The 20,191-nt window shown below is 44.5% G+C and carries 16 protein-coding genes; 6 read left to right on the top strand and 10 right to left on the bottom strand.

Annotation, left to right across the window (positions count from 1 at the left end):
• Entirely contained in the window at nt 1–1,650 is a 1,650-nt protein-coding gene (locus tag AAIR98_RS06955; RefSeq protein WP_423971472.1) for a phosphoethanolamine transferase, read from the bottom strand.
• Nucleotides 1,651–1,874: 224 nt separating this feature from the next.
• Nucleotides 1,875–4,343 carry a heavy metal translocating P-type ATPase gene (locus AAIR98_RS06960; RefSeq protein WP_423971473.1) on the bottom strand — a complete coding sequence of 823 codons (2,469 nt, stop codon included), beginning with the start codon at nt 4,341–4,343 and terminating at the stop codon, nt 1,875–1,877.
• Between the two features lie 117 nt (nt 4,344–4,460).
• On the opposite strand from AAIR98_RS06960, the gene AAIR98_RS06965 reads away from it, so the two are divergent.
• The gene (locus tag AAIR98_RS06965; RefSeq protein ID WP_423971474.1) at nt 4,461–4,844 is read left to right on the top strand and encodes a winged helix-turn-helix transcriptional regulator; all 384 of its coding nucleotides are present in this window, start codon (nt 4,461–4,463) and stop codon (nt 4,842–4,844) included.
• 49 nt (nt 4,845–4,893) lie between these two features.
• Here AAIR98_RS06965 and AAIR98_RS06970 read toward each other — a convergent pair whose 3' ends face one another.
• Complete coding sequence (locus AAIR98_RS06970) at nt 4,894–7,179, bottom strand: AsmA family protein (RefSeq protein WP_423971475.1); 2,286 nt, start codon at nt 7,177–7,179, stop codon at nt 4,894–4,896.
• A gap of 62 nt (nt 7,180–7,241) precedes the next feature.
• Between AAIR98_RS06970 and AAIR98_RS06975 the strand changes: the two genes are divergently transcribed.
• On the top strand, nt 7,242–7,784 hold the full coding sequence (locus AAIR98_RS06975; RefSeq protein WP_423971476.1) for a hypothetical protein: 543 nt from the start codon (nt 7,242–7,244) through the stop codon (nt 7,782–7,784).
• A 60-nt stretch (nt 7,785–7,844) separates the two neighbouring features.
• A complete protein-coding gene (locus AAIR98_RS06980) occupies nt 7,845–8,915 on the top strand; it encodes a branched-chain amino acid aminotransferase (protein ID WP_423971477.1) in 1,071 nt (356 codons plus the stop codon).
• A gap of 45 nt (nt 8,916–8,960) precedes the next feature.
• On the opposite strand, the gene AAIR98_RS06985 is transcribed toward AAIR98_RS06980, so the two are convergent.
• Complete coding sequence (locus AAIR98_RS06985; RefSeq protein ID WP_423971478.1) at nt 8,961–9,392, bottom strand: HIT family protein; 432 nt, start codon at nt 9,390–9,392, stop codon at nt 8,961–8,963.
• Between the two features lie 140 nt (nt 9,393–9,532).
• On the opposite strand from AAIR98_RS06985, the gene kduI reads away from it, so the two are divergent.
• Nucleotides 9,533–10,375: a 5-dehydro-4-deoxy-D-glucuronate isomerase gene (gene kduI, locus AAIR98_RS06990; RefSeq protein ID WP_423971479.1), complete on the top strand. Its 843-nt coding sequence runs from the start codon at nt 9,533–9,535 to the stop codon at nt 10,373–10,375.
• Nucleotides 10,376–10,385: 10 nt separating this feature from the next.
• A complete protein-coding gene (locus tag AAIR98_RS06995) occupies nt 10,386–11,168 on the top strand; it encodes a gluconate 5-dehydrogenase (protein ID WP_423971480.1) in 783 nt (260 codons plus the stop codon).
• A gap of 507 nt (nt 11,169–11,675) precedes the next feature.
• On the opposite strand, the gene AAIR98_RS07000 is transcribed toward AAIR98_RS06995, so the two are convergent.
• The 6 genes from AAIR98_RS07000 to AAIR98_RS07025 form a co-directional block, all read right to left on the bottom strand.
• The gene (locus AAIR98_RS07000; protein WP_423972042.1) at nt 11,676–13,055 is read right to left on the bottom strand and encodes an MFS transporter; all 1,380 of its coding nucleotides are present in this window, start codon (nt 13,053–13,055) and stop codon (nt 11,676–11,678) included.
• Nucleotides 13,056–13,157: 102 nt separating this feature from the next.
• Nucleotides 13,158–14,564 carry a glucuronate isomerase gene (uxaC, locus tag AAIR98_RS07005; RefSeq protein ID WP_423971481.1) on the bottom strand — a complete coding sequence of 469 codons (1,407 nt, stop codon included), beginning with the start codon at nt 14,562–14,564 and terminating at the stop codon, nt 13,158–13,160.
• Between the two features lie 34 nt (nt 14,565–14,598).
• Nucleotides 14,599–15,432, bottom strand: coding sequence for an SDR family oxidoreductase (locus AAIR98_RS07010; protein ID WP_423971482.1), 834 nt, complete (start codon nt 15,430–15,432; stop codon nt 14,599–14,601).
• A 10-nt stretch (nt 15,433–15,442) separates the two neighbouring features.
• Complete coding sequence (gene uxuA / locus AAIR98_RS07015; protein ID WP_423971483.1) at nt 15,443–16,507, bottom strand: mannonate dehydratase; 1,065 nt, start codon at nt 16,505–16,507, stop codon at nt 15,443–15,445.
• A gap of 3 nt (nt 16,508–16,510) precedes the next feature.
• On the bottom strand, nt 16,511–17,536 hold the full coding sequence (locus AAIR98_RS07020) for a PfkB family carbohydrate kinase (protein ID WP_423971484.1): 1,026 nt from the start codon (nt 17,534–17,536) through the stop codon (nt 16,511–16,513).
• A gap of 15 nt (nt 17,537–17,551) precedes the next feature.
• Nucleotides 17,552–18,517, bottom strand: coding sequence for a bifunctional 4-hydroxy-2-oxoglutarate aldolase/2-dehydro-3-deoxy-phosphogluconate aldolase (locus AAIR98_RS07025; RefSeq protein WP_423971485.1), 966 nt, complete (start codon nt 18,515–18,517; stop codon nt 17,552–17,554).
• Nucleotides 18,518–18,702: 185 nt separating this feature from the next.
• Here AAIR98_RS07025 and AAIR98_RS07030 point away from each other — a divergent pair, with 185 nt between their 5' ends.
• The gene (locus AAIR98_RS07030) at nt 18,703–20,184 is read left to right on the top strand and encodes a tagaturonate reductase (protein WP_423971486.1); all 1,482 of its coding nucleotides are present in this window, start codon (nt 18,703–18,705) and stop codon (nt 20,182–20,184) included.
• Nucleotides 20,185–20,191 lie beyond the last annotated feature (7 nt).

A 20,191-nucleotide genomic window follows, 5' to 3' on the forward strand; every position in this document is an offset into this window, starting at 1 on the left:
TTACTTAGTATAGCCCGGCAATTCTTTTGTTCTGCAAGAGCTGAAAGCGTCCATATTTTTATCGTAAAGTTTGCTTTTTATCTCCAACAGTCCTATTATTGAGTGGAATATATTATCATGCGAGTAAGTATTTTGCCGCGCTTCTTTTTTAAGGCAGTCATAGTCAATATAATCCCACTTTTTCATATTCTCAGACATCCACAAAACCATGGGCACCTGCAGCTGTTCTTTGGGCGCTATTTTATAGGGCAGACTGTGCAAATATATATTATTTTCACCCAAAGATTCCCCATGGTCAGACACATACAATACCCCACCCTCAAACGGAAATTTATCCATAATATCAATGGTGCTTGATATTATATAGTCTGTATATAAAATGGTGTTATCATAGGTGTTTATAACGGCCTCTTTAGAGCACTTTTGAATATCGGCGCTGTCGCAGGTGGGGGTGAACTTTTTAAATTCATCGGGGTAGCGTTTGTGGTAGGTGGGCCCGTGCGAACCCATTGTATGCAAAATTATAAATGTATCTTTTTTTATCTTTTTCAGTCTGTCTTCTAAATCATGTATAAGAACTTCGTCTTTGCAATAGCGGCCGTCGCAGTATTTGGGGTTGCCGGGGTTACGCATATCCTCGGTATAAACACGCTGGCAAACGCCTTTACAACCGTCGTCATTTTCCAGCCATATTACGTCGTAACCGGACTGCATGGCCAGGTCGACAAGGTTTTCTGTATACTTTGCCTCGCCAACGCTAAAATCTTTGCGGGTTTTGTCTGAAAACATGCACGGCACAGAGACCGCGGTAGAGGTGCCGCAGGCCCCAACCTCTTTAAAGGCTATGATGTCCCGCTTGGCAAGCATAGGGTTTGTTTCTTTTTTATAACCGTAGAGAGAAAAGTTTTTTGCTCTGGCGGTTTCCCCTACTATAAACACAACTACTGTTATAAGGTCGTCCTCATAAGGGGCAAGGGCGGCATCCTCGTCAATACGCACAAGCGCCTTTTCTACCTGATATAAAGATTGTGCGTATCTAAAGGTGGCGTATATGTAATTGCTGGGGTTTACCAGCTTTCTAAACTCTCTGTTATTACGCGCGAAAGAGGCATAATCTTTATAAACAAAAACACCGAATATTACAGATATTAGCAGCAACACCGCACCAGATATTGCCCTAAACTTAACCTCTTTATATAAAGAGTTATATTTAATATTTGTAAACACCAGCAGCAGCGCGGGCAGCAGCCCGGTAATAACAAAAGTAATGATAAAAGGAAGTGTAAAAAAATCTGACGCTTCTCTGGCGGTAGTTTCAAAGGTATTACGCAGCATGTCCACGTCTATAAAAGCGCCAAAACGGAACATTAAAAAATTTGTAGAACTTGAAATAAGCAAAAGCGCCATTATAAGCGGCTTGGCTATATAAGGCACAACTATAATACTGAATATAATATAAAGCAAGCTAAAAATAAGCAGCGCAAAAGAAGAAAAAAATAAAATTCCTCCAAGATTTATCTCTATATGCTGTAAAACAAACCGCCATAAACTAAGGTTTAATACCAAGCCAAAATATAAGGCTGTTATTATAATTAAATGACTGCTTTTTACGTTTAATTTTTGTTTAAGTTTTTTAAATATTTTTAGCATATATCTCTCTCTAATTATTTCAATATAAAATAACCGCGTAACCTGCTTCGCATATTTCACTTTTGGTGTTTAACAGGCTAATTATATTTTAAAACTATACTATGCACATAATACTTACACACCTATTACATTTTTGTAATTAAGATAAAACTTAAACGGAACCCCCGGTAAGCCGGGGGTTCCGTTTAAATCAATAAGCATTCCCGCTTTTTGCGGAGATTTTTTTATTTAATATCTGTTACTTTATAGCCGCCTTTTTCTATTGTGGAGCGTAGTGTATCGTCCGTTACAGTGGGCTGCGCTTTAACCACAGCTTCTTTAGCGGCAAGGTTTACTTCCACGCTTTCTACCCCCGCCACACTCTTAAGCGCTCTTGTTACGGCCGCGCTGCAGTGGCCGCAGCTCATACCCTCAATTTTTATTGTTTTCTTCATATAATTCTCCTTTTTATCTTCAAAATCAGTTTTAAAAAACCTTAATCTTAGCGCATTTGTTACTACGGAAACGGAACTAAAGCTCATAGCCGCCGCCGCTATCATTGGGCTGAGTAAAACGCCAAACTTTGGGTATAGCACCCCCGCCGCCACGGGTATACCTATGGTGTTATAAATAAACGCCCAAAAAAGGTTTTGTTTAATATTACGCACAACCGCGCGGCTTAGCTTAATGGCCGCCACAGCGTCCGTTAAACTGCTTTTCATAAGCACAATACCCGCGGATTCTATGGCGACGTCGGTACCCGCGCCAATGGCTATGCCAACGTCCGCGCGGGCAAGGGCGGGCGCGTCGTTTATGCCGTCGCCTACCATGGCTACTTTTTTACCCTGCTCCTGCAAAGCGCGCACTTCACGTTCTTTGTCTTGGGGCAAAACCTCCGCTATTACTTTGTCTATGCCGGCAATTTTGGCAACGGCGTTGGCCGTGGCGGTATTGTCGCCCGTAATCATGATAACCTCAAGTCCCATTTTTTTAAATTCTTCTACTGCGGCTGGGCTGGCGGGTTTAATGGTGTCGGCCAAAACAATTGTGCCAAGCAGTTTTTTATCCTCCGCAAAGTACAGCGGTATATTGCCTGATTCATTTTCAAATTTATCAAACTCAACGCCTGCATCATTCATAATTTTAGCGTTGCCGCCTATATATTCTTTGCCGTCAATAAAACCGCGCACTCCCCTGCCATGCTCCAATTGGTAATTGCTTACTTGTTTAAATGTAAATCCCCGCTCTTTAGCTTTAGCGGTTATCGCCAACGCAAGCGGATGGCCTGACAAACTTTCTAAAGACGCCGCTATAGTAAGCAGGTATTCTTCAGTAACGCCGTTTGGCATAACCTGTACAACTTTTGGTTTGCCCTCTGTAACGGTGCCTGTCTTGTCCAGTACAATGGTATCTACGGCCCGGGCGGCCTCAAGCGCACGGGCTGACTTTATTAAAATGCCGTTCTCCGCCCCCTTACCCGTGCCAACCATAATGGCGGTAGGCGTAGCTAACCCCAAAGCGCACGGGCATGATATTACCAAAACCGCAATGGCAACCGTAAGCGCGAACTCAAAGCTTTGCCCGCTTACCAGCCAAAATATTGCCGCCAATACCGCTATAGCGATAACCACAGGCACAAAAACCGCGCTGACTTTATCGGCCAATTTAGCTATAGGCGCTTTAGAAGAAGTGGCCTCATCAACCAGGCGTATAATTTGCGCCAAAGCGGTGTTTTCACCCACTGCGGTGGCTTTCATTTTAAAATATCCCGTTTGGTTTATTGTGCCTGCGGTAACCTTATCCCCGGCCGCTTTTTCCACAGGCAGGCTTTCGCCGGTAAGGGCGGCCTCGTCTACAGTACCGCTGCCCTCTTCAATTATGCCGTCCACTGGTATAGAATCCCCCGCTTTTACTACCAGAATATCGCCAAGCGCAACATCTTCAACCGCAATGCTATACTCCGCCCCGTCACGCACAACTACGGCGGTTTTGGGGGCTAGGTTAATAAGTTTGCTTATGGCGGCCGATGTTTTACCTTTGGCCCTTGCCTCAAAAAACTTGCCAAGAGTAATAAGCGTAAGTATCATAGCGGCGGACTCAAAATATAAATCCATACTAAAACGGTGCACGGTTTGTGTGTCGCCCGCGCCCAAGGCGTACGCTATTTTATAAATGGCGTAAACGCCGTATGTAAACGCCGCGCCGCTGCCTAACGCTATTAAAGAATCCATATTTGGAGAGAGTTTAAATAAATTTTTAAAGCCAATTTTAAAATACACGCGGTTAACAAACATTACGGGCAACACAAGCAAAAATTGCGTGAAAGCAAACGCCATAGCGTTTTGCATACCGTTAAGAAATGACGGCAATGGCAGCCCAACCATACTACCCATAGCGACGTAAAACAACGGCACAGTAAATATGGTTGAGATAATAAGACGTGACTTGAGTTCCGCAGTTTCTTTCTCCACCGGGTTTTCTTTGGGGGCGGCGGTTTTGGCGTTGGTTTCGTAGGCGCCGTAGCCGGCGTCTTGCACGGTTTTTATTATTTTGCCGGCGTCTGTTGCGGCACCATCAAAAGTTACGGCCATGCTGTTTTTAAGCAGGTTAACGCTGACTTCTTTTACCCCGCCAACTTTGGCAACCTCACGCTCTACTCTGGCGCTGCAAGCGCTGCACGTCATACCCGTTACATTAAAAGTTTTCTTTTGCATAAGTACCTCAAATTGACAATGTTTTACCTTTTTAATACCATTGTATACAGTAGTTATCCTTTTAGCAAGAATGCACTTTTTTGTAATATAGTACCCAAAAAGGTACCAAGAGGTTAAATGAAAAATATTATACCCGAGTACAATTGCCCGGTATCGGCCACGCTGGAGCTTATAGGCGGCAAATATAAAGCGCTTATACTGTGGCATTTAACGCCAACCACTTTGCGCTTTTCAGAACTTAGAAAGCTGGTTACAGGCGCTACGGCAAAAATGCTTACCCAGCAGTTAAGAGAGCTTGAGGACAGCGGGCTTATCACACGCAAAGTTTACCCGGTGGTGCCGCCCAAGGTGGAATATTCTTTAACTAAAAAAGGCGCCAGTCTGCGCCCTATACTGCAAGAAATGTTTGCCTGGGGCAACAAACACCTTAAAACCAAAGGCCTTAACGCCAACTGCACAATGGTGGATAAATCCGCCTGCGGCTGCGGCAAAAAGAAATAATTGTTTTTATAAAGTAAAAGGCCCCGCCGTATGGCGGGGCCTTTTGCGTTTAATTAGAATTTTCAGCGGGTGAGGGCTGCGGTTGTGCTTGCGTATCAGCGGCTTTACCGCCGCCTGTAAGGCTGTCGGGCACTACACTTACCACACCGCTTTTAATAGCGTTAGACAGCGGGTTTTTAAACGCTGTGCCTGTTATCAGCGACGCCACGCTTGAAACCACGCTCATACTGCCTTTGGGCTCGTCTATCGTACCGCCTATTTTTACCGTTAACGGCATTACCCCCTCTTCAGGGTGGCGGCCGGGCGCGGCGTTTACTGTCATGTTAAGGTTGCGGTTATTAAAATCCATATTACCGGCAAGTTTAAATGAGAGTAAGCCCGAAACAAAGTTACCGTGCTTAATATCAGCCTTGCCTGTTTTAAAATTGATATTAGTTGAAAAACTGTCAAAGTCCAGCTTGCCGTCAATCTTTTGCGGGTTGGCGGCCAACTCTTCTTCTAAAGCGGCTTCCTCTTTTTTATTTTTGGCGGGCACCATCTGTTTAAACACAGAAAGGATGTTAAGACTGTTTACAACCTTGCTTACCACACCTACAGACATGAACAGCACCTTAGTAACGGCGTTGGCCTCAGTCAAACTGTAAAGGTCTTTTATTTCGCCTTTTTCAGTGGAAAAGTTTAAACTTCCCTGCATCTTATCAAGCAAGATAGTAACGTCTGTAATATCGGCGTTAAACTTGATATTGTCCGCGTTGATAAACGGCGCGTCTAAACTTTTTATACCAACATTAGCATTAATCTTAAAGGGCGGCAGGTTAAGTTTATCCTGCAGCTCCTGCTGGGTTTGTTTAAGAGTCGCGCTTTTTGCGGCGGCCTTGGGCGGCGGGGCGGCGGTGGCAGCCTCTTTCACCGTCATAGCTTTAAGCGCTTCCGGCGTGGGTTTTACCCATACTCTGTTTGCGTTAAAGGCGGCGTCCACACTACCCGCCTTTGAAGTTAAAAAATATTTAAATTTAGAGCTAAAAGCGTGTCCGTTAAGCTTACCTGTAAGCGACGGCATGCTAACGCTGTGAAGCCCGTCAAGCGTAACCGTAGTATTGACATTGGCCAATGTGCCCGCCTGCGGCAAAAACGCGCCGATCTCGGCGGCTGTAAGGTTAGCTTTTATAGAGGCGTTTTTAACCTCGCTGTTCCAGTTTAACTCCCCCAGCGGTTTAAACTCCGCCAGCATGGGAACCGCCTGCGGGGTTTTGTCTAAGAACACTTTACCGTCGGCGTTTATATCATACAGCGGCTCTTCGGCGGTCATAGCCACAAAGCCTCTGGCGTTAAGCTCTGTAAAAACAGTGGTAAGGTTAAAGCGGTTTATGTCCACACGCATAGCGCCTGGGTCCGCCGCCAGCTGGCCAACCGCCTTAAGAGATGTCATGTCAAAATCCGGCACATCAACCATTGGCTTGAACGAGGCCGAAACCAGTTTCTCCGTACCTACGGTAAAGTCGAACACGGGTCTCAGAAAGTTACTAAGCTTGCCGTTTATAAATATAGAAGAATTATTTACGGACACTACAAAAGGCTCAATAGCCAGGCTGGCGTTTTCCAGCTTTATGGCCGCTAAATCTGCAATTAACTTGAGGCCGAAGTTAAGGTTTTCTATATTAACATCTTTGCTTGCCACGCTCATAAAACTGCTTATGTTCATTTTAAAAGGTTTTTTAATATTAATATGTTCGCTGTCTATATTAAACTCGTTTATCTTTACCGTAAGGCCTTTTTGGGCATCGGTATAAGTAACGTTGGTATCGTAAATATAAAATTTATTTATGACGGGTTTTAATAGCGGGGCTTTAATGGGTTTGGCATCCTGCTGGGCGGCTGACGTTTCTGCCGCCGGAGCCTCTGCCAGCATAGGCTCAAAGTTGAACTTGCCGTTAGCGTCTTTTACTATATTAACTTCTATACCTGAGACAATTATATTTTTTACTTTAAGCTGCAAAATAAAAAGGTGAATTAATGAAAAGCGTACATCGGTATTTTTTACTTTTAAAATATCACTGCCGCCCGCGCTAAGGCTGAGGCCCTTTACATGCAGGCCGCCAAGCCCGGCGGAAATATGCTCAACACCAACATCTGCGTTTATGGCTGAGGAAATTTTAGCCGTGATATAGTTTTTTACTTTCTCGGCAGGTAAAACAAACCTTAGCGCCATTTCCGCACAAAACAGCACTATTAGTATAGCACAGACGGTATAGACCGTTATTCTTACAGCTTTTTTATGTTTTTGGGTAAAGTTTTTTGTTTTGGTTTTCAGTTTGGAAAGTGTTTGTGTTTTCATAGTTATTATTATATATCTTTGGGCAAAGGTGTTCCAGAAAGAATTTATTGTATAATTAGTTTATGAGTAAACAATTCTATTTTTTATTATTTGTATTTTTGCTGGCTGTTTGCGCTAACGCGCAGCCGCCCGTTGCGGCAAGCCCGGCCAACAGCCTGCTAGACATAAACTATACCGAAGATCAGCTGTTTGGCAGCCTAAAAAAGAAAAAGGGTAAAATAACAAAGTACGCATATAATATAGCCGTTATAAAGAGTGACTCTTATGCATTTACCTTGCGCATGGATATGGAAGTATTAACAATCAAAGATAAACTGCTTGGCATGACAGTAACTACCGACAATCTTATAAAAACGCTTTCTCTAACACAGACATCCGCGGTAAACCCCGGCGGGCAATATAAAATTAAAGCAAACTTTTTAAAAATGCCCGTGCTTAGTAAAACATCAAAGCTGGCGGCTAACCAAATGCTTAGCTTAACAGTAGAAAACGGCAAGACAAAAGACAATATAGTACTGCTGGCCATACACTCACAAATATCCGGGTTTTTCTCAAGCGCGCCCAAGCCCGAGGACGTGCATGTATATATAAATAAGGCAGATTAACAATAGTGCCGCCCTCCTTAAAATGATATTATATATTCAGACGTTTAAAGGAGAAGAACAATGCAAGACATTAAAATAACTCTTACCAAAACCCCTAAGCAGAAAGTTACCGATACATCCGCCCTCGGCTTTGGCAAATATTTTTCAGACCATATGTTTGTGATGGATTATGATAAAGAAAACGGCTGGCATAACGCCCAAATTTTACCCTTTGGCCCTATTGAACTGAGCCCCTCGGCCATGGTGCTGCACTACGGGCAGGAAGTTTTTGAGGGTATGAAAGCATATAAAGCTAAAGACGGCAGAATCTTACTTTTCCGCCCGCAAGAAAACTTTAAAAGGCTTAACGCCTCTAACGACCGCCTGGCTATACCGCAAATAGATGAAGACTTTGCTTTAGAAGCCCTTAAAAAATTGGTAAATATAGATAAAGATTGGATACCTGAGGGTACCGGGCCGTCACTCTACATACGCCCCTTTATTATTGCCACGCAGCCTAACCTTGGCGTAAAAATAAGCGACTCTTACAAATTTATAATAATAATGTCCCCTGTAGGCTCTTACTTTAAAGCGGCCTTAACACCCACAAACATTTTGGTGGAAGACACCTACGTACGCGCCGTACGCGGCGGCATGGGCGCGGCAAAGACAGGCGGCAACTACGCCTCTGCCCTTAAAGCGCAGGATAAAGCGGCCAAGCAAGATTGCAGCCAGGTACTGTGGCTGGACGGCATTGAGCATAAATATATAGAAGAAGTAGGCGCCATGAACGTATTTTTTGTTATAGGGGACGAGGTTATAACCCCCGCCCTTAACGGCAGCATACTTTCGGGCATAACCAGAAAGTCTGTCATAGAAATGTTGTCTAAAAAAGGCTACAAAGTAGTAGAGCGCAGGCTTGGCATAGAAGAAGTTTATGAGGCCAGCCAAAAAGGCATGCTTAAAGAAATGTTTGGCAGCGGCACGGCGGCTATAGTTTCCCCGGTGGGCATACTTAAATGGCAGGATAAAGTTATTACCATTAACGATAACAAAACAGGCCCCGTTACAGAACTTGCCTACAACACGCTGCTTGGCCTGCAAACAGGCGCACTGCCAGATGACCTGGGCTGGACAGTAGAAGTTAAATAGTATTGAAGATATTAAAAAGCCCCGCTTCTAGCGGGGCTTTCTATATTATAAGTTGGCTTTAATTTTTGCTATAAGTTCTTGGTTTTCTTCGTCGGTCAAATAAACTTTTTGCGGGTTCATTTGGAAAATACCGGGGTAGTCCGGCCCGCCGATGTATTTGGGAACTAAGTGAAAATGCAGGTGAGACAGCTTGTCAGAATAAGCGCCCATATTTATTTTTTCGGCGCCAAGGGCAACGCTCATGGCTTTGCACACGCGGGCTACATCCTTCATAAAAGCGTCTCTCTGTTCATCAGACAACTCAAAAAGCTCATCTGTATGTTCTTTATGGGCCACAAGGCAGCGGCCTTTGTAGGTTTGTTCTTTAAATAAAAATACGCGCGAAACGTCCAGGTCGCAAATATCAATCATAAGGTCTTTTTGCGTTTGGTTGCGCTGGCAGTACAGACACTGTGAAGCGGGGCTTTTTTCTTTCATAATCAACACCTTTGCAATTAGATTAACATACCGTTTTACTATACTTTTTATTCCCCTAAAATTCAATCTTTTTTGCGGCGTGGCCCACAGCGAATAATATTATATAATAGGAGTGAAAATATAATTTTTGAGGAGAGGAAATGAAAACATCTATTGAAGAAAGATGGGGTACCCACCCGGATGATGTAAAACATTACGACACCACGCACCTGCGTAAAGAATTTTTAGTAGAAAAAGTATTTGCCGCTGACGAAGTTTTAATGACTTATACCCACAACGACCGCCTTATAATAGGCGGCGCGTACCCGGTAAAAGAAAACTTAAAATTAGAAACAGTGCCGTTAATACGCTCCGAATATTTTTGCGAAAGACGTGAAGTAGGCATAATATGTATTGAAGGCGAAGGCGTAGTAACCGTGGACGGCACAGACTACCCCATGACATACAAAGACGCCATTTACGTAGGCCGCGGCGCTAAAGAAGTTGTGTTTAAATCTAATGACAGCAAGGCGCCCGCAAAATTTTATTTTGCCTCCGCCCCCGCGCACACAGCTTACCCAACAGCTAAAATAACCGCTGAAATGAGAAGAGTACGCGAACTTGGCGCGCCCGAAACATCTAACCGCCGCACCTTAAACCAGCTTGTACTTAGCGAGATTATACCTTGCTGCCAGCTGCAAATGGGACTGACGGAACTGCACCCCGGCAGCGTGTGGAACACCATGCCCCCGCATACACACTCCCGCAGGATGGAAGCTTACTTTTATTTCAAAGTGCCTAAAGAGCAGGCTGTCTGCCACTTTATGGGGCGTCCCCAGGAAACACGCCACATTTTTATGAATAATGAGCAAGCGGTTATTTCCCCCTCATGGTCCATACACTCTGCGGCGGGCACAAGCAACTATACATTTATCTGGGCCATGTGCGGCGAGAATTTAAATTACGACGACATGGACACATTTACAGCGGATAAACTTAAATAAGGAGATTAACATGCAAGAACAGTTTTCACTCAAGGGTAAAATTGCTTTAGTCACCGGCGCTTCATACGGCATCGGCATGGCTATGGCCAAGGCCTTAAACGCCGCCGGCGCGACAATAGTGTTTAACGACATTAAAGAAGAGCTGGTTGCCAAAGGCGTTGAAGAATATAAAAAAGACGGCATTACCGCCCACGGTTACGTGTGCGACGTTACAAATGAAGATGAGGTAAATAAGTTTGTAGCGCAGGTTGAAAAAGAAGTAGGCGTTATTGATATTTTGATAAACAACGCTGGCATTATCAAACGTATTCCCGCTTTGGAAATGTCGGCCAAAGACTTCCGCCAGGTTATTGATATTGACCTTAACGGCCCTTTTATTATGTCCAAGGCTGTTGCGCCGGGCATGATTAAAAAAGGCGCGGGCAAAATTATCAATATTTGCTCTATGATGAGCGAGCTTGGGCGCGAAACAGTGTCTGCCTACGCGGCGGCCAAAGGCGGCCTTAAAATGTTAACAAAAAACTTAGCCTGCGAATGGGCGGAGCATAATATTCAAGTTAACGGCATAGGCCCCGGCTATATAGCCACCCCGCAAACAGCCCCGCTTAGAACGCCCGGCCACCCGTTTAACGACTTTATTATCGCCAAAACCCCCGCCGCGCGCTGGGGCACGGCTGAAGATTTAGCGGGCCCGGCTGTATTTTTGGCTTCTAAAGCGTCAGACTTCGTCAACGGCCACATTTTATACGTGGACGGCGGCATACTTGCCTACATAGGCAAACAACCTAAATAACGTAACCTTAACATAAAAAGTAATTTCCTCTCCCTTCTTTGACGGGAGAGGAAATTTTTATTTGTGCGTATGTACAAATAAAAATAGGTGAGGGTGAATATGAGTGCTGTAAGACGCATAGTATTTCTGTTTAAATCCCCGCACGGTATAAACAACAATACGTGCCGTTAATTTTAACAACAGTTTTATAAATAGATATAACACTCATATTCACCCTCACCCTGCTCGCTCCACTCGCTTCCCTCTCCCATCCAACAAGGGAGAGGGATGTACCTTATTGACACGCTCGGCAAGCTTGCCTCACTTTTCATCCGACAAGGGAGAGGAAATTAAAACCAGCGCAAAGGGGCCACGAAGGTTTGAGATTAGTTTTGATTTTTATTTACTTGGCACACTTGCGCGAGGAGGCCGCAGGCCGGACGGGGTGTGTCAAGTAAATAAAAATCAAAAATAACTCAAAGATTTGGGGATAAAAAAAGCCCCTGCCAATAGGCAGGGGCTTTTTAATTATAAGTCTGTTATGGGTTTGAACTGGGGTACTAATGCTTTCATAATAACCCAGGCTATAACATAAGCTAAAGCGCAGAACGCGAACATTATGGTGTAACCTGTTTCAATATGGCCAAGAGCGCCGTAATAGTCAAACAACCAGCCGCCTGTCTTAGATATTATAACACCGCCAATACCGCCGGCCATGCCGCCAATACCTGTAACTGAAGCCACAACTTTCTTGGGGAACATATCAGAAACTGTGGTGAAGATGTTTGCAGACCACGCCTGGTGGGCGGAAGCGCCGATGCCGATAAGCAAAATAGGAAACCAATAGCTTATCGCGCCTAAAGGCTGCGCCAAAAGCACCACTAACGGGAACAAGGCAATCACAATCATAGCTGTTAAACGGGCCTGGTACACTTTCATCCCCCTGTTAATAAAGAATGTTGGGAACCAACCGCCGCCAATGCTGCCAACCATTGTCATACTGTAAAGCACGGCAAGGGGTAACATTATTTGTGTGCCTGTTATGCCGTACTGCGCTTTTAAATAAGCGGGTAACCAGAACAGGAAGAACCACCACACGCCGTCTGTCATAAACTTGCCTATAACAAAGGACCATGTCTGGCGGTATTTTAACAGCTGGAACCACTTAACATTGCTTTGGGTGCCGTCTTTTTGCGCTTGTTGTTCAAGGGCTTGTTCGTCAGCGTCGCTGTGAATGTGGTCAAACTCCGCCTGGGTAATTCTGCCTTTTTCAAGCATGGCTTTGGGTGAGTCATAATAATGACCCCAGAATATTAACCATAAGAACCCGGCCGCGCCCACTAAGATAAACGTCATCTCCCAGCCCATGTGGCTGGCTATCCACGGTACGGTAAGCGGGGCTACGATAGCGCCGATGTTTGAACCGGAGTTAAAAATACCCGTGGCAAAGGAACGTTCTTTTTTGGGGAACCATTCCGCCGTTGTTTTGATAGCGGCGGGAAAGTTGCCAGCCTCGCCAATACCAAGCACTAAGCGCGCGAACATAAAGCCTATTACCGACACAGGCACAACTATGCCCACAAAAGAAAGTATGGGCGAAATAATGCCGCCAATAGCAACGGCAAAGGCGTGTATTACCGCGCCAAGCGACCATAAAATCAGCGCGAACGCGTAGCCTCTTTTTGTACCCAGCCAGTCAATAAACCTGCCGGCAAAAAGCATGGCTATAGCATAAGAAAACTGGAAAACGGAGGCTATGTTAGCATAGTCGCTGTTTGTCCAGCCGAACTGTTCAGACAAAAGGGGCTGCAATAAGCTCAGCACCTGCCTGTCGAGGTAATTTACCGTTGTCGCAAAAAATAACAACGCGCAAATAGTCCATCTGTATTTACCTATTTTCTCGTTAATCGCGCCAACTGCTGACGCAATAGATTTTTTTTCTGTCATTGGGGGTGTCTCTCCTTTTAAGCAAGTCCCGCAGCGCCACACACGGCACTGCGGGTCACACAATTAAAGTTTGAACTTAAAATACTTTACTGCATTGTCATACGATATGTCTTCTACAATCTTTGAAAGCATTTTCATATCCGCCGGGTATTCGCCGTTTTCCACCCAGCCGCCTATAAGGTCACAGAGTATACGTCTGAAATACTCGTGTCTTGTATAGGAAAGGAAGCTGCGTGAGTCCGTAAGCATACCCGCGAAATTGCTCAAAATACCCAGATTGGCAAGCGACGTCATCTGCTCAATCATGCCTACTTTATGGTCGTTAAACCACCAGGCGGAACCTTGCTGTATTTTGCTTAAAGCGGTTGAGTTTTGAAAGCAGCCCAGTATAGTGCCTATAGAGGCGTTATCATACGGATTAAGACTGTAGATAATTGTCTGGGGCAGTTCGTCGGTAGCGTTAAGGGCGTTAAGAAAATCGGCCATTTGCGCGCTGGGGGCAAAGTTGTTAATACAATCGTACCCCGTATCGGGGCCGAGTTTATTAAACATAAGAGTGTTATTATCGCGTTTGCAGCCGTAGTGCAGTTCCATAACTAAATCATTTTTATGGTACTCTTTACCTGCAAAAACCATAAACGCTGTTTTATATTTTAACTCTTCTTCTTTTGTTATGCCTTTGCCGGAAAGCTTTTTGGCAAAAATGTCTTCAATTTCTTTGTCTGTGGCGGGCGCGTACATAATGTACTCAAGCGCGTGGTCTGTGGCGCGGCAGCCGTTTTCTATAAAGAAAGCGAGTCTTTTTCTAAACGCTTCTTTAAGCGCTTCAAAAGATTTTATTTCAATACCGCTGGCGGCGCTAAGCTGTTTAATATAGTCAACAAATGTAGGTTTTTCTATATTTAAGGCTTTATCAGGGCGCCAGGCGGGCAGGACTTGTACGTCGAAGGATGTATCTTCTTTAATTTTTTTGTGCCATTCCAATGTGTCCACCGGGTCGTCGGTAGTGCAAATTAACGTAACGCCGGATTGTTTGATAATGCCGCGTACGGACATAGCTTTTTCTTGTAATTTTTTATTACAGAGGTTCCATACTTCTTCCGCCGTTTCACTGCTGAGTACGCCGTCATAATTAAAATATCTTCTAAGTTCAAGGTGGCTCCAGTGGTAAAGCGGGTTGCCTATGGCCCTTTCTAATGTTTCGGCCCACTTTTGAAACTTTTCCCTGTCGGTAGCGTCACCCGTAATATATTTTTCTTCCACACCGTTTGAGCGCATTTGGCGCCACTTGTAATGGTCCCCGCCAAGCCAAACCTGGGTGATGTTTTCAAACTGTCTGTCTTCGGCTATTTCTTTTGGGTTGATGTGGCAATGGTAATCCAAAATAGGTTTTTTTGCCGCAACGTCGTGATACAATTTTTTGGCTGTATCTGTTGAAAGCAAAAAGTCTTTATCTAAAAATTTCTTCATATTTCCTCCTAATTAAGTTTACTACACACAAAAATTATACGCCGCTGTAAGCGCTGAACCCGCCGTCCACGGCTATCACTGTGCCGGTGACAAAGGCGGACGCGTCCTCATCGCACAGCCACAACATGGCGCCAAACAAATCTTCCACTTCTCCAAATCTTTTCATGGGGGTATGTGAAATAATTTTGTTAGAACGCGGCGTGAGAGAACCGTCCGGGTTAGTAAGCAACGCTCTGTTCTGGTTGGTTAAAAAGAAACCGGGGGCAATGGCGTTAACTCTAAGGCCTTGCTCCGCAAAGTGCACCGCTAACCATTTTGTAAAGTTATCTATGGCGGCTTTGGCGGCGCTGTAGCCAAGCACCTTTGTCATAGGGCGCAAGGCGGCCATGCTGGAAAAGTTAATTACAGTGGCGCCCTTTACGCCTATCATACGTTTGGCAAAAACCTGTGTTGTAATAAATGTACCCAAAAAGTTAACGTTAAATACTTTTTGTACTTCGGCGGGGTCTAAATCAAAAAAAGATAAAGTGCCCGGGTTATCCATGTCTTCCTGATTAAAAACTTCAGACGTGGTGTTGGCCTTAGGCATATTGCCGCCGGCGCCGTTTATTAAAATATGATATTGGCCAAAATCTTTAAAAATTTGTTCTTCAGCTTTTTCCAGCGCGGGTTTATCAAGCACGTCACACGCGTAAGCTTTGGCCGTGCCGCCGGCTGCTGTAATAGCGTCTAATGTGGCTTGGGCGTTTTCAAGTTTTCTGCTTAAAACGGCAATTTTAACACCTTTTGAGGCCAACTCTTTTGCGCACGCGCTTAACAGTACCCCGCCAGCGCCTGTAATTACGGCAACTTTATCTTTCCATTCCATAAATTTCTCCTTAATAGTTTTTTTCCAGCGTATCCCACACGCCCCACATATACATTATGCCTAACGCTCTGTCGTACAGGCCGTAACCGGGGCGGCATTTTTCGTCCCAGATATGTCTGCCATGGTCAGGGCGCACATAATATTTATAACCTATATCATGATAAGCTTTTACTATTTCCACAATATCAAGCGACCCGTCGCAACCGCGGTGCGAAACCTCGGTAAAGTCACCGTTTTCAAAACGTTTTACGTTACGTATGTGGGCAAAATAAATTCTGTCGCCATAGGTGCGCACAATATCAGGTATATTGTTTTTTTCAGACGCGCCTAAAGAGCCGCTGCACAACGTAAGACCGTTAGCCGGGGAGTCAACCAATTTTAAAAATTTACCTAAATTTTCTTTGCTTGTAATAATTCTTGGCAGGCCAAAAATATTCCATGGCGGGTCGTCTGGGTGAATGGCCATTTTTATGCCGGCTTCTTCGGCCACGGGTATAATAGCCTCAAGAAAGTACTTCAGGTTATCCCAAAGTTTTTCTTCGGTCATATCTTTGTATAAAACAAAAAGTTCTTTTAGTTTGGCCAGCCTTTCAGGCTCCCAGCCGGGCATGGTGCCCAGGCCTTCCTGCTTAGACATTTGGTCCATAAACTTAATGGGGTCTATGCCGTCAATTTTTGCCTTCTCATAAAAAAGCGCTGTGGAACCGTCCGGCAGCGCTTTAAAAAGGTCGGTCCTGGTCCAGTCGAACACAGGCATAAAATTATAGCACACAACTTTTACGCCGGCTTTGCCCAGGTTTTTAAGTGTATTTTTGTAATTTTCAATATACTTTTCACGTGTAGGCAAGCCTAGTTTAATGTCTTCGTGCACGTTAACGCTTTCCACCACGTCTATATTTAAACCGTACTCGGCCGCCTGCGCTTTAACTTCCTCTATGCGTTCCATGGGCCAGTACTCCCCGGCGGGCATATCGTGCAGTGACCATACCACGCCAGACACACCGGGAATTTGTTTAATATGTTTTAAAGGTATGCAATCGTTGCCTTTGCCGTACCACCTGAAAGTCATTTGCATAGGTTATCTCTGCACTCTGCCTGAAGCGTCGCCGCCGGCAAGCTTTTTAACTTCGTCAACGGAAACCTGGTTATAGTCTCCCTCAATAGAGTGCTTTAAACAGCTTGCCGCTACGGCAAATTCAATAGCGTCGGCCGCTTTGTAGCCGCTGATAAGAGAGTAAATAAGCCCCGCGCCGAAGGAATCACCCCCGCCCACGCGGTCAACAATATGCATTAAATATTCTTTGCTGAAAAAGAAGTCTTTGCCGTCGTAAAGCATGGCGGCCCAGCGGTTGTCGTTAGCGGAAATTGAACTTCTTAGTGTAATGGCAACGTATTTAAAACCAAACCTTTTTTTAAGTTCCTCAGCTACTTCTTTGTAACCGTCGTGGTTAACTTTGCCGGAGGCAACGTCTGTGTTTTTAGCTTTAATGCCAAACACGTCTGAAGAATCTTCCTCGTTAGCTATGCAGACGTCTACGTATTTACAAAGTTCGCCCATTACCTGGCCGGCTTTTTCTTTGCTCCAGAGTTTGTTGCGGTAGTTAAGATCGCAGCTAACTGTAATGCCGCGCTCTTTAGCGGCTTTGCAGGCGGCCGCGCAAATAGCGGTAACATTGTCGCCAAGCGCCGGGGTAATGCCCGTAAAGTGAAACCATTCTACGCCTTCAAAAATTTTGTTCCAGTCAAAATCCGCTTCCGCAGCTGTGGCTATGGATGAGCCCGCTCTGTCATAAATAACTTTAGACGGACGCTGGCTGGCGCCCTTTTCTAAAAAGTAAATGCCCACTCTGTCGCCGCCGCGCGCTATAAAAGATGTGTCCACCCCGTATTTTCTAAGTGAGTTAATGCCTGCCTGGCCAATTTCGTGCTTAGGCATTTTGCTTACAAAAGCAGCGTTTAAACCAAAGTTAGCAAGTGACACCGCCACGTTAGCCTCGCCGCCGCCGTATGTCGCGCCATAACTGTCCGCCTGTGAAAATCTATAATACCCCTCAGGAGCAAGCCTGAGCATAAGTTCGCCAAATGTAATTACTTTTTTAGACATTTTATATTCTCCAATTTATTTTTTTTGAAATAAGTGCAGGGCAAAATTGCCAATTTCTTCTTTAAAGTAAATGGTCATCAAGTTGCCGGCCGCGTCGTAATTAGCGGTTTCCATATTAAACTCTACGCCATGCTGTTTAAGGTAGTACATTGCGCGTTCTATATAGTTTGTTTTTATGGCGATATGTCCGCATTTACCTAAAAACTGTTTCTTCATAACTTCAAAGCCTGTGCCGGCAAAGAAAGAGCCGTTGCCCTCTTTGCTTACAAAGCCGAAAAGTTTTTCATACTGCGCCGCTACGCCGCGCGCGGATTCTATGTCAGGCATATTAATACCTATATGCTGCAGCTCAAAGCCAAGCATGGCAAGCACAGCCTCTCTGGTAAGTTTGGTGATTGTGGCGTAATCGTTATTTTTAAGGTATTCCTTATTAACCATCCATGACCCGCCGCACGCTATAACCTTATTAAACCCCAGGTAAGAGTTAAGGTTTTTCATGTCAACGCCGCCGGTGGGCATAAACTTTACATTAGTATAAGGCGCGGCCATGGCCTTAATCATATTAATACCGCCGGCCGCTTCCGCGGGGAAAAATTTTACCACTTCAAGGCCAAGTTCAAGCGCGGCCTCAACATCGCTGGGGTTAGCGCAGCCGGGTATTATTGTAATACCTTTTTCTTGGCAGTGTTTAACAATTTTGGGGTTAAGCCCGGGGCTTACTATAAATTTAGCGCCGGCGGCAATCGCTCTGTCCGCCTGCTCTGTAGTAAGTACTGTACCCGCGCCCACAAGCATGTCGGGCATTTCTTTAGCCATTATTTTTATAGATTCTTCCGCGGCCGCGGTTCTAAAGGTAACCTCAGCGCATTTTAACCCGCCGTCACATAACGCTTTGGCCAGCGGCAGCGCCTGCGCCGCGTCATCCAGCACCACAACCGGCACTATGCCGATGTTAGAAATTTCTTTCAGCATCTCGTTCATTAAAAAATCTCCTGATTAATATTTTTAAAAAAGGCGTACCCAAATACATTTATCATATCTTGGCAAAAAAAACAACAATTTGTTTTTCTTTACAAGATATGATACAAATGTTAATTGTGAGGATTTGTTTTTCAAAACTTAATTTATTGTTGTAATTACAATTCTAAACCTATGGAGTGTGCATAATGAAAAAGATTAATGAAGTTGTAACCAAAGTTTATGGCAAATATCCGGAAAAAATTCTTCAAATAGGCGAGGGCAATTTTTTAAGAGCGTTTGCGGACTGGATGGTGGATGTAGTTAACGAAGCAGGTGATTATAAAGGCAGCATACTTTTAACTACAGCGCGCTCTGCGGGCAAATCAGAAATACTTAACAAGCAAGACGGTTTATATACAGTAGTAACAAGAGGCATTGACAACGGGCAGTTAGTATCACAAACAAGAGCGATTACGTCAGTTTCAAAATGTTTAAATATTTTATCAGACTACGCAAAATTTATTGGGTCCGCTAAAAACCCGGAACTTGAAGTAGTAATTTCTAATACAACAGAAGCCGGCATATCATATAAGGAAGAAGATAAAATTACAGACACTCCCCCCTCCTCCTTCCCCGCCAAAATGACGGCGTTTTTATATGAAAGGTTTAAAGCCTTTAACGGTGACAATACCAAAGGTCTTTTATTTTTACCCACAGAACTTATTGACTACAACGGCGCCGAACTTAAAAAATATATTTTACAGTACACCGCAGCGTGGAATTTACCCGCCGAGTTTGCCGCCTGGGTTGAGGCCGCCTGCAAATTTACCAACACATTAGTTGACCGCATTGTCCCGGGTTACCCCAAAGACAAAACGGAAGTCGACGCGCTTGAAAAAGAACTTGGCTACACAGATGAACTGCTGGTAACGGCCGAGCCTTTTAACATATGGGTTATAGAGGGCAAACAAGAATGGAAAGACATTTTACCCTTGCACAAAACCAACCCTAATGTTGTGTGGACAGACAATGTAGCCCCGTATAAAACAAGAAAAGTGCGCATATTAAACGGCGCCCACACAGCCACAGTACCCGCCGCATATCTTGCCGGCCACACAATAGTATTAGAGTTTATGAACGACCCTATATTTAAAAAATACGTGGACGGCTTACTTTTTGACGAGGTTATCCCCACATTAGACCTGCCCAGGGCCGACTTAGAAGCCTTTGCCAAAGCCGTTAACGACCGCTTTGCAAACCCCTACATTAAACACGCGCTTTTAGACATTTCACTTAACTGCTGCAGCAAGTTTAACGCGCGCTGCTTACCGTCACTGCTGGAATATAATAAAAGAAAAGGCGAACTGCCAAAAATCTTAACATTCGCTTTAGCGGCGTTTATAAAATTCTACCAGGGCACAATGATTGACGGCGCTTTCACAGGCACCCGCGCCGACGGCACAAACTACGCCATTAAAGACGCGCCTGAAGTTATAGAATTCTTTAACAATCTATATTCTTCCAAACCTTCCGCCGCAGCGGTGGCCAAAGCCGTACTTTCCAAAAAAGAATTTTGGAGCGGCCAGGATTTAACTGAGGTTAAAGGTTTAGAAGAAGCCGTGGCAAAATATCTTGAACAATTAAATACAAAATCTGTAAAAGATATTGTGGCCGAACTGGTTAAATAGGAATTAA

Origin of the sequence: Elusimicrobium simillimum (assembly GCF_049639735.1) — a bacterium.
Taxonomy (GTDB): domain Bacteria; phylum Elusimicrobiota; class Elusimicrobia; order Elusimicrobiales; family Elusimicrobiaceae; genus Elusimicrobium; species Elusimicrobium simillimum.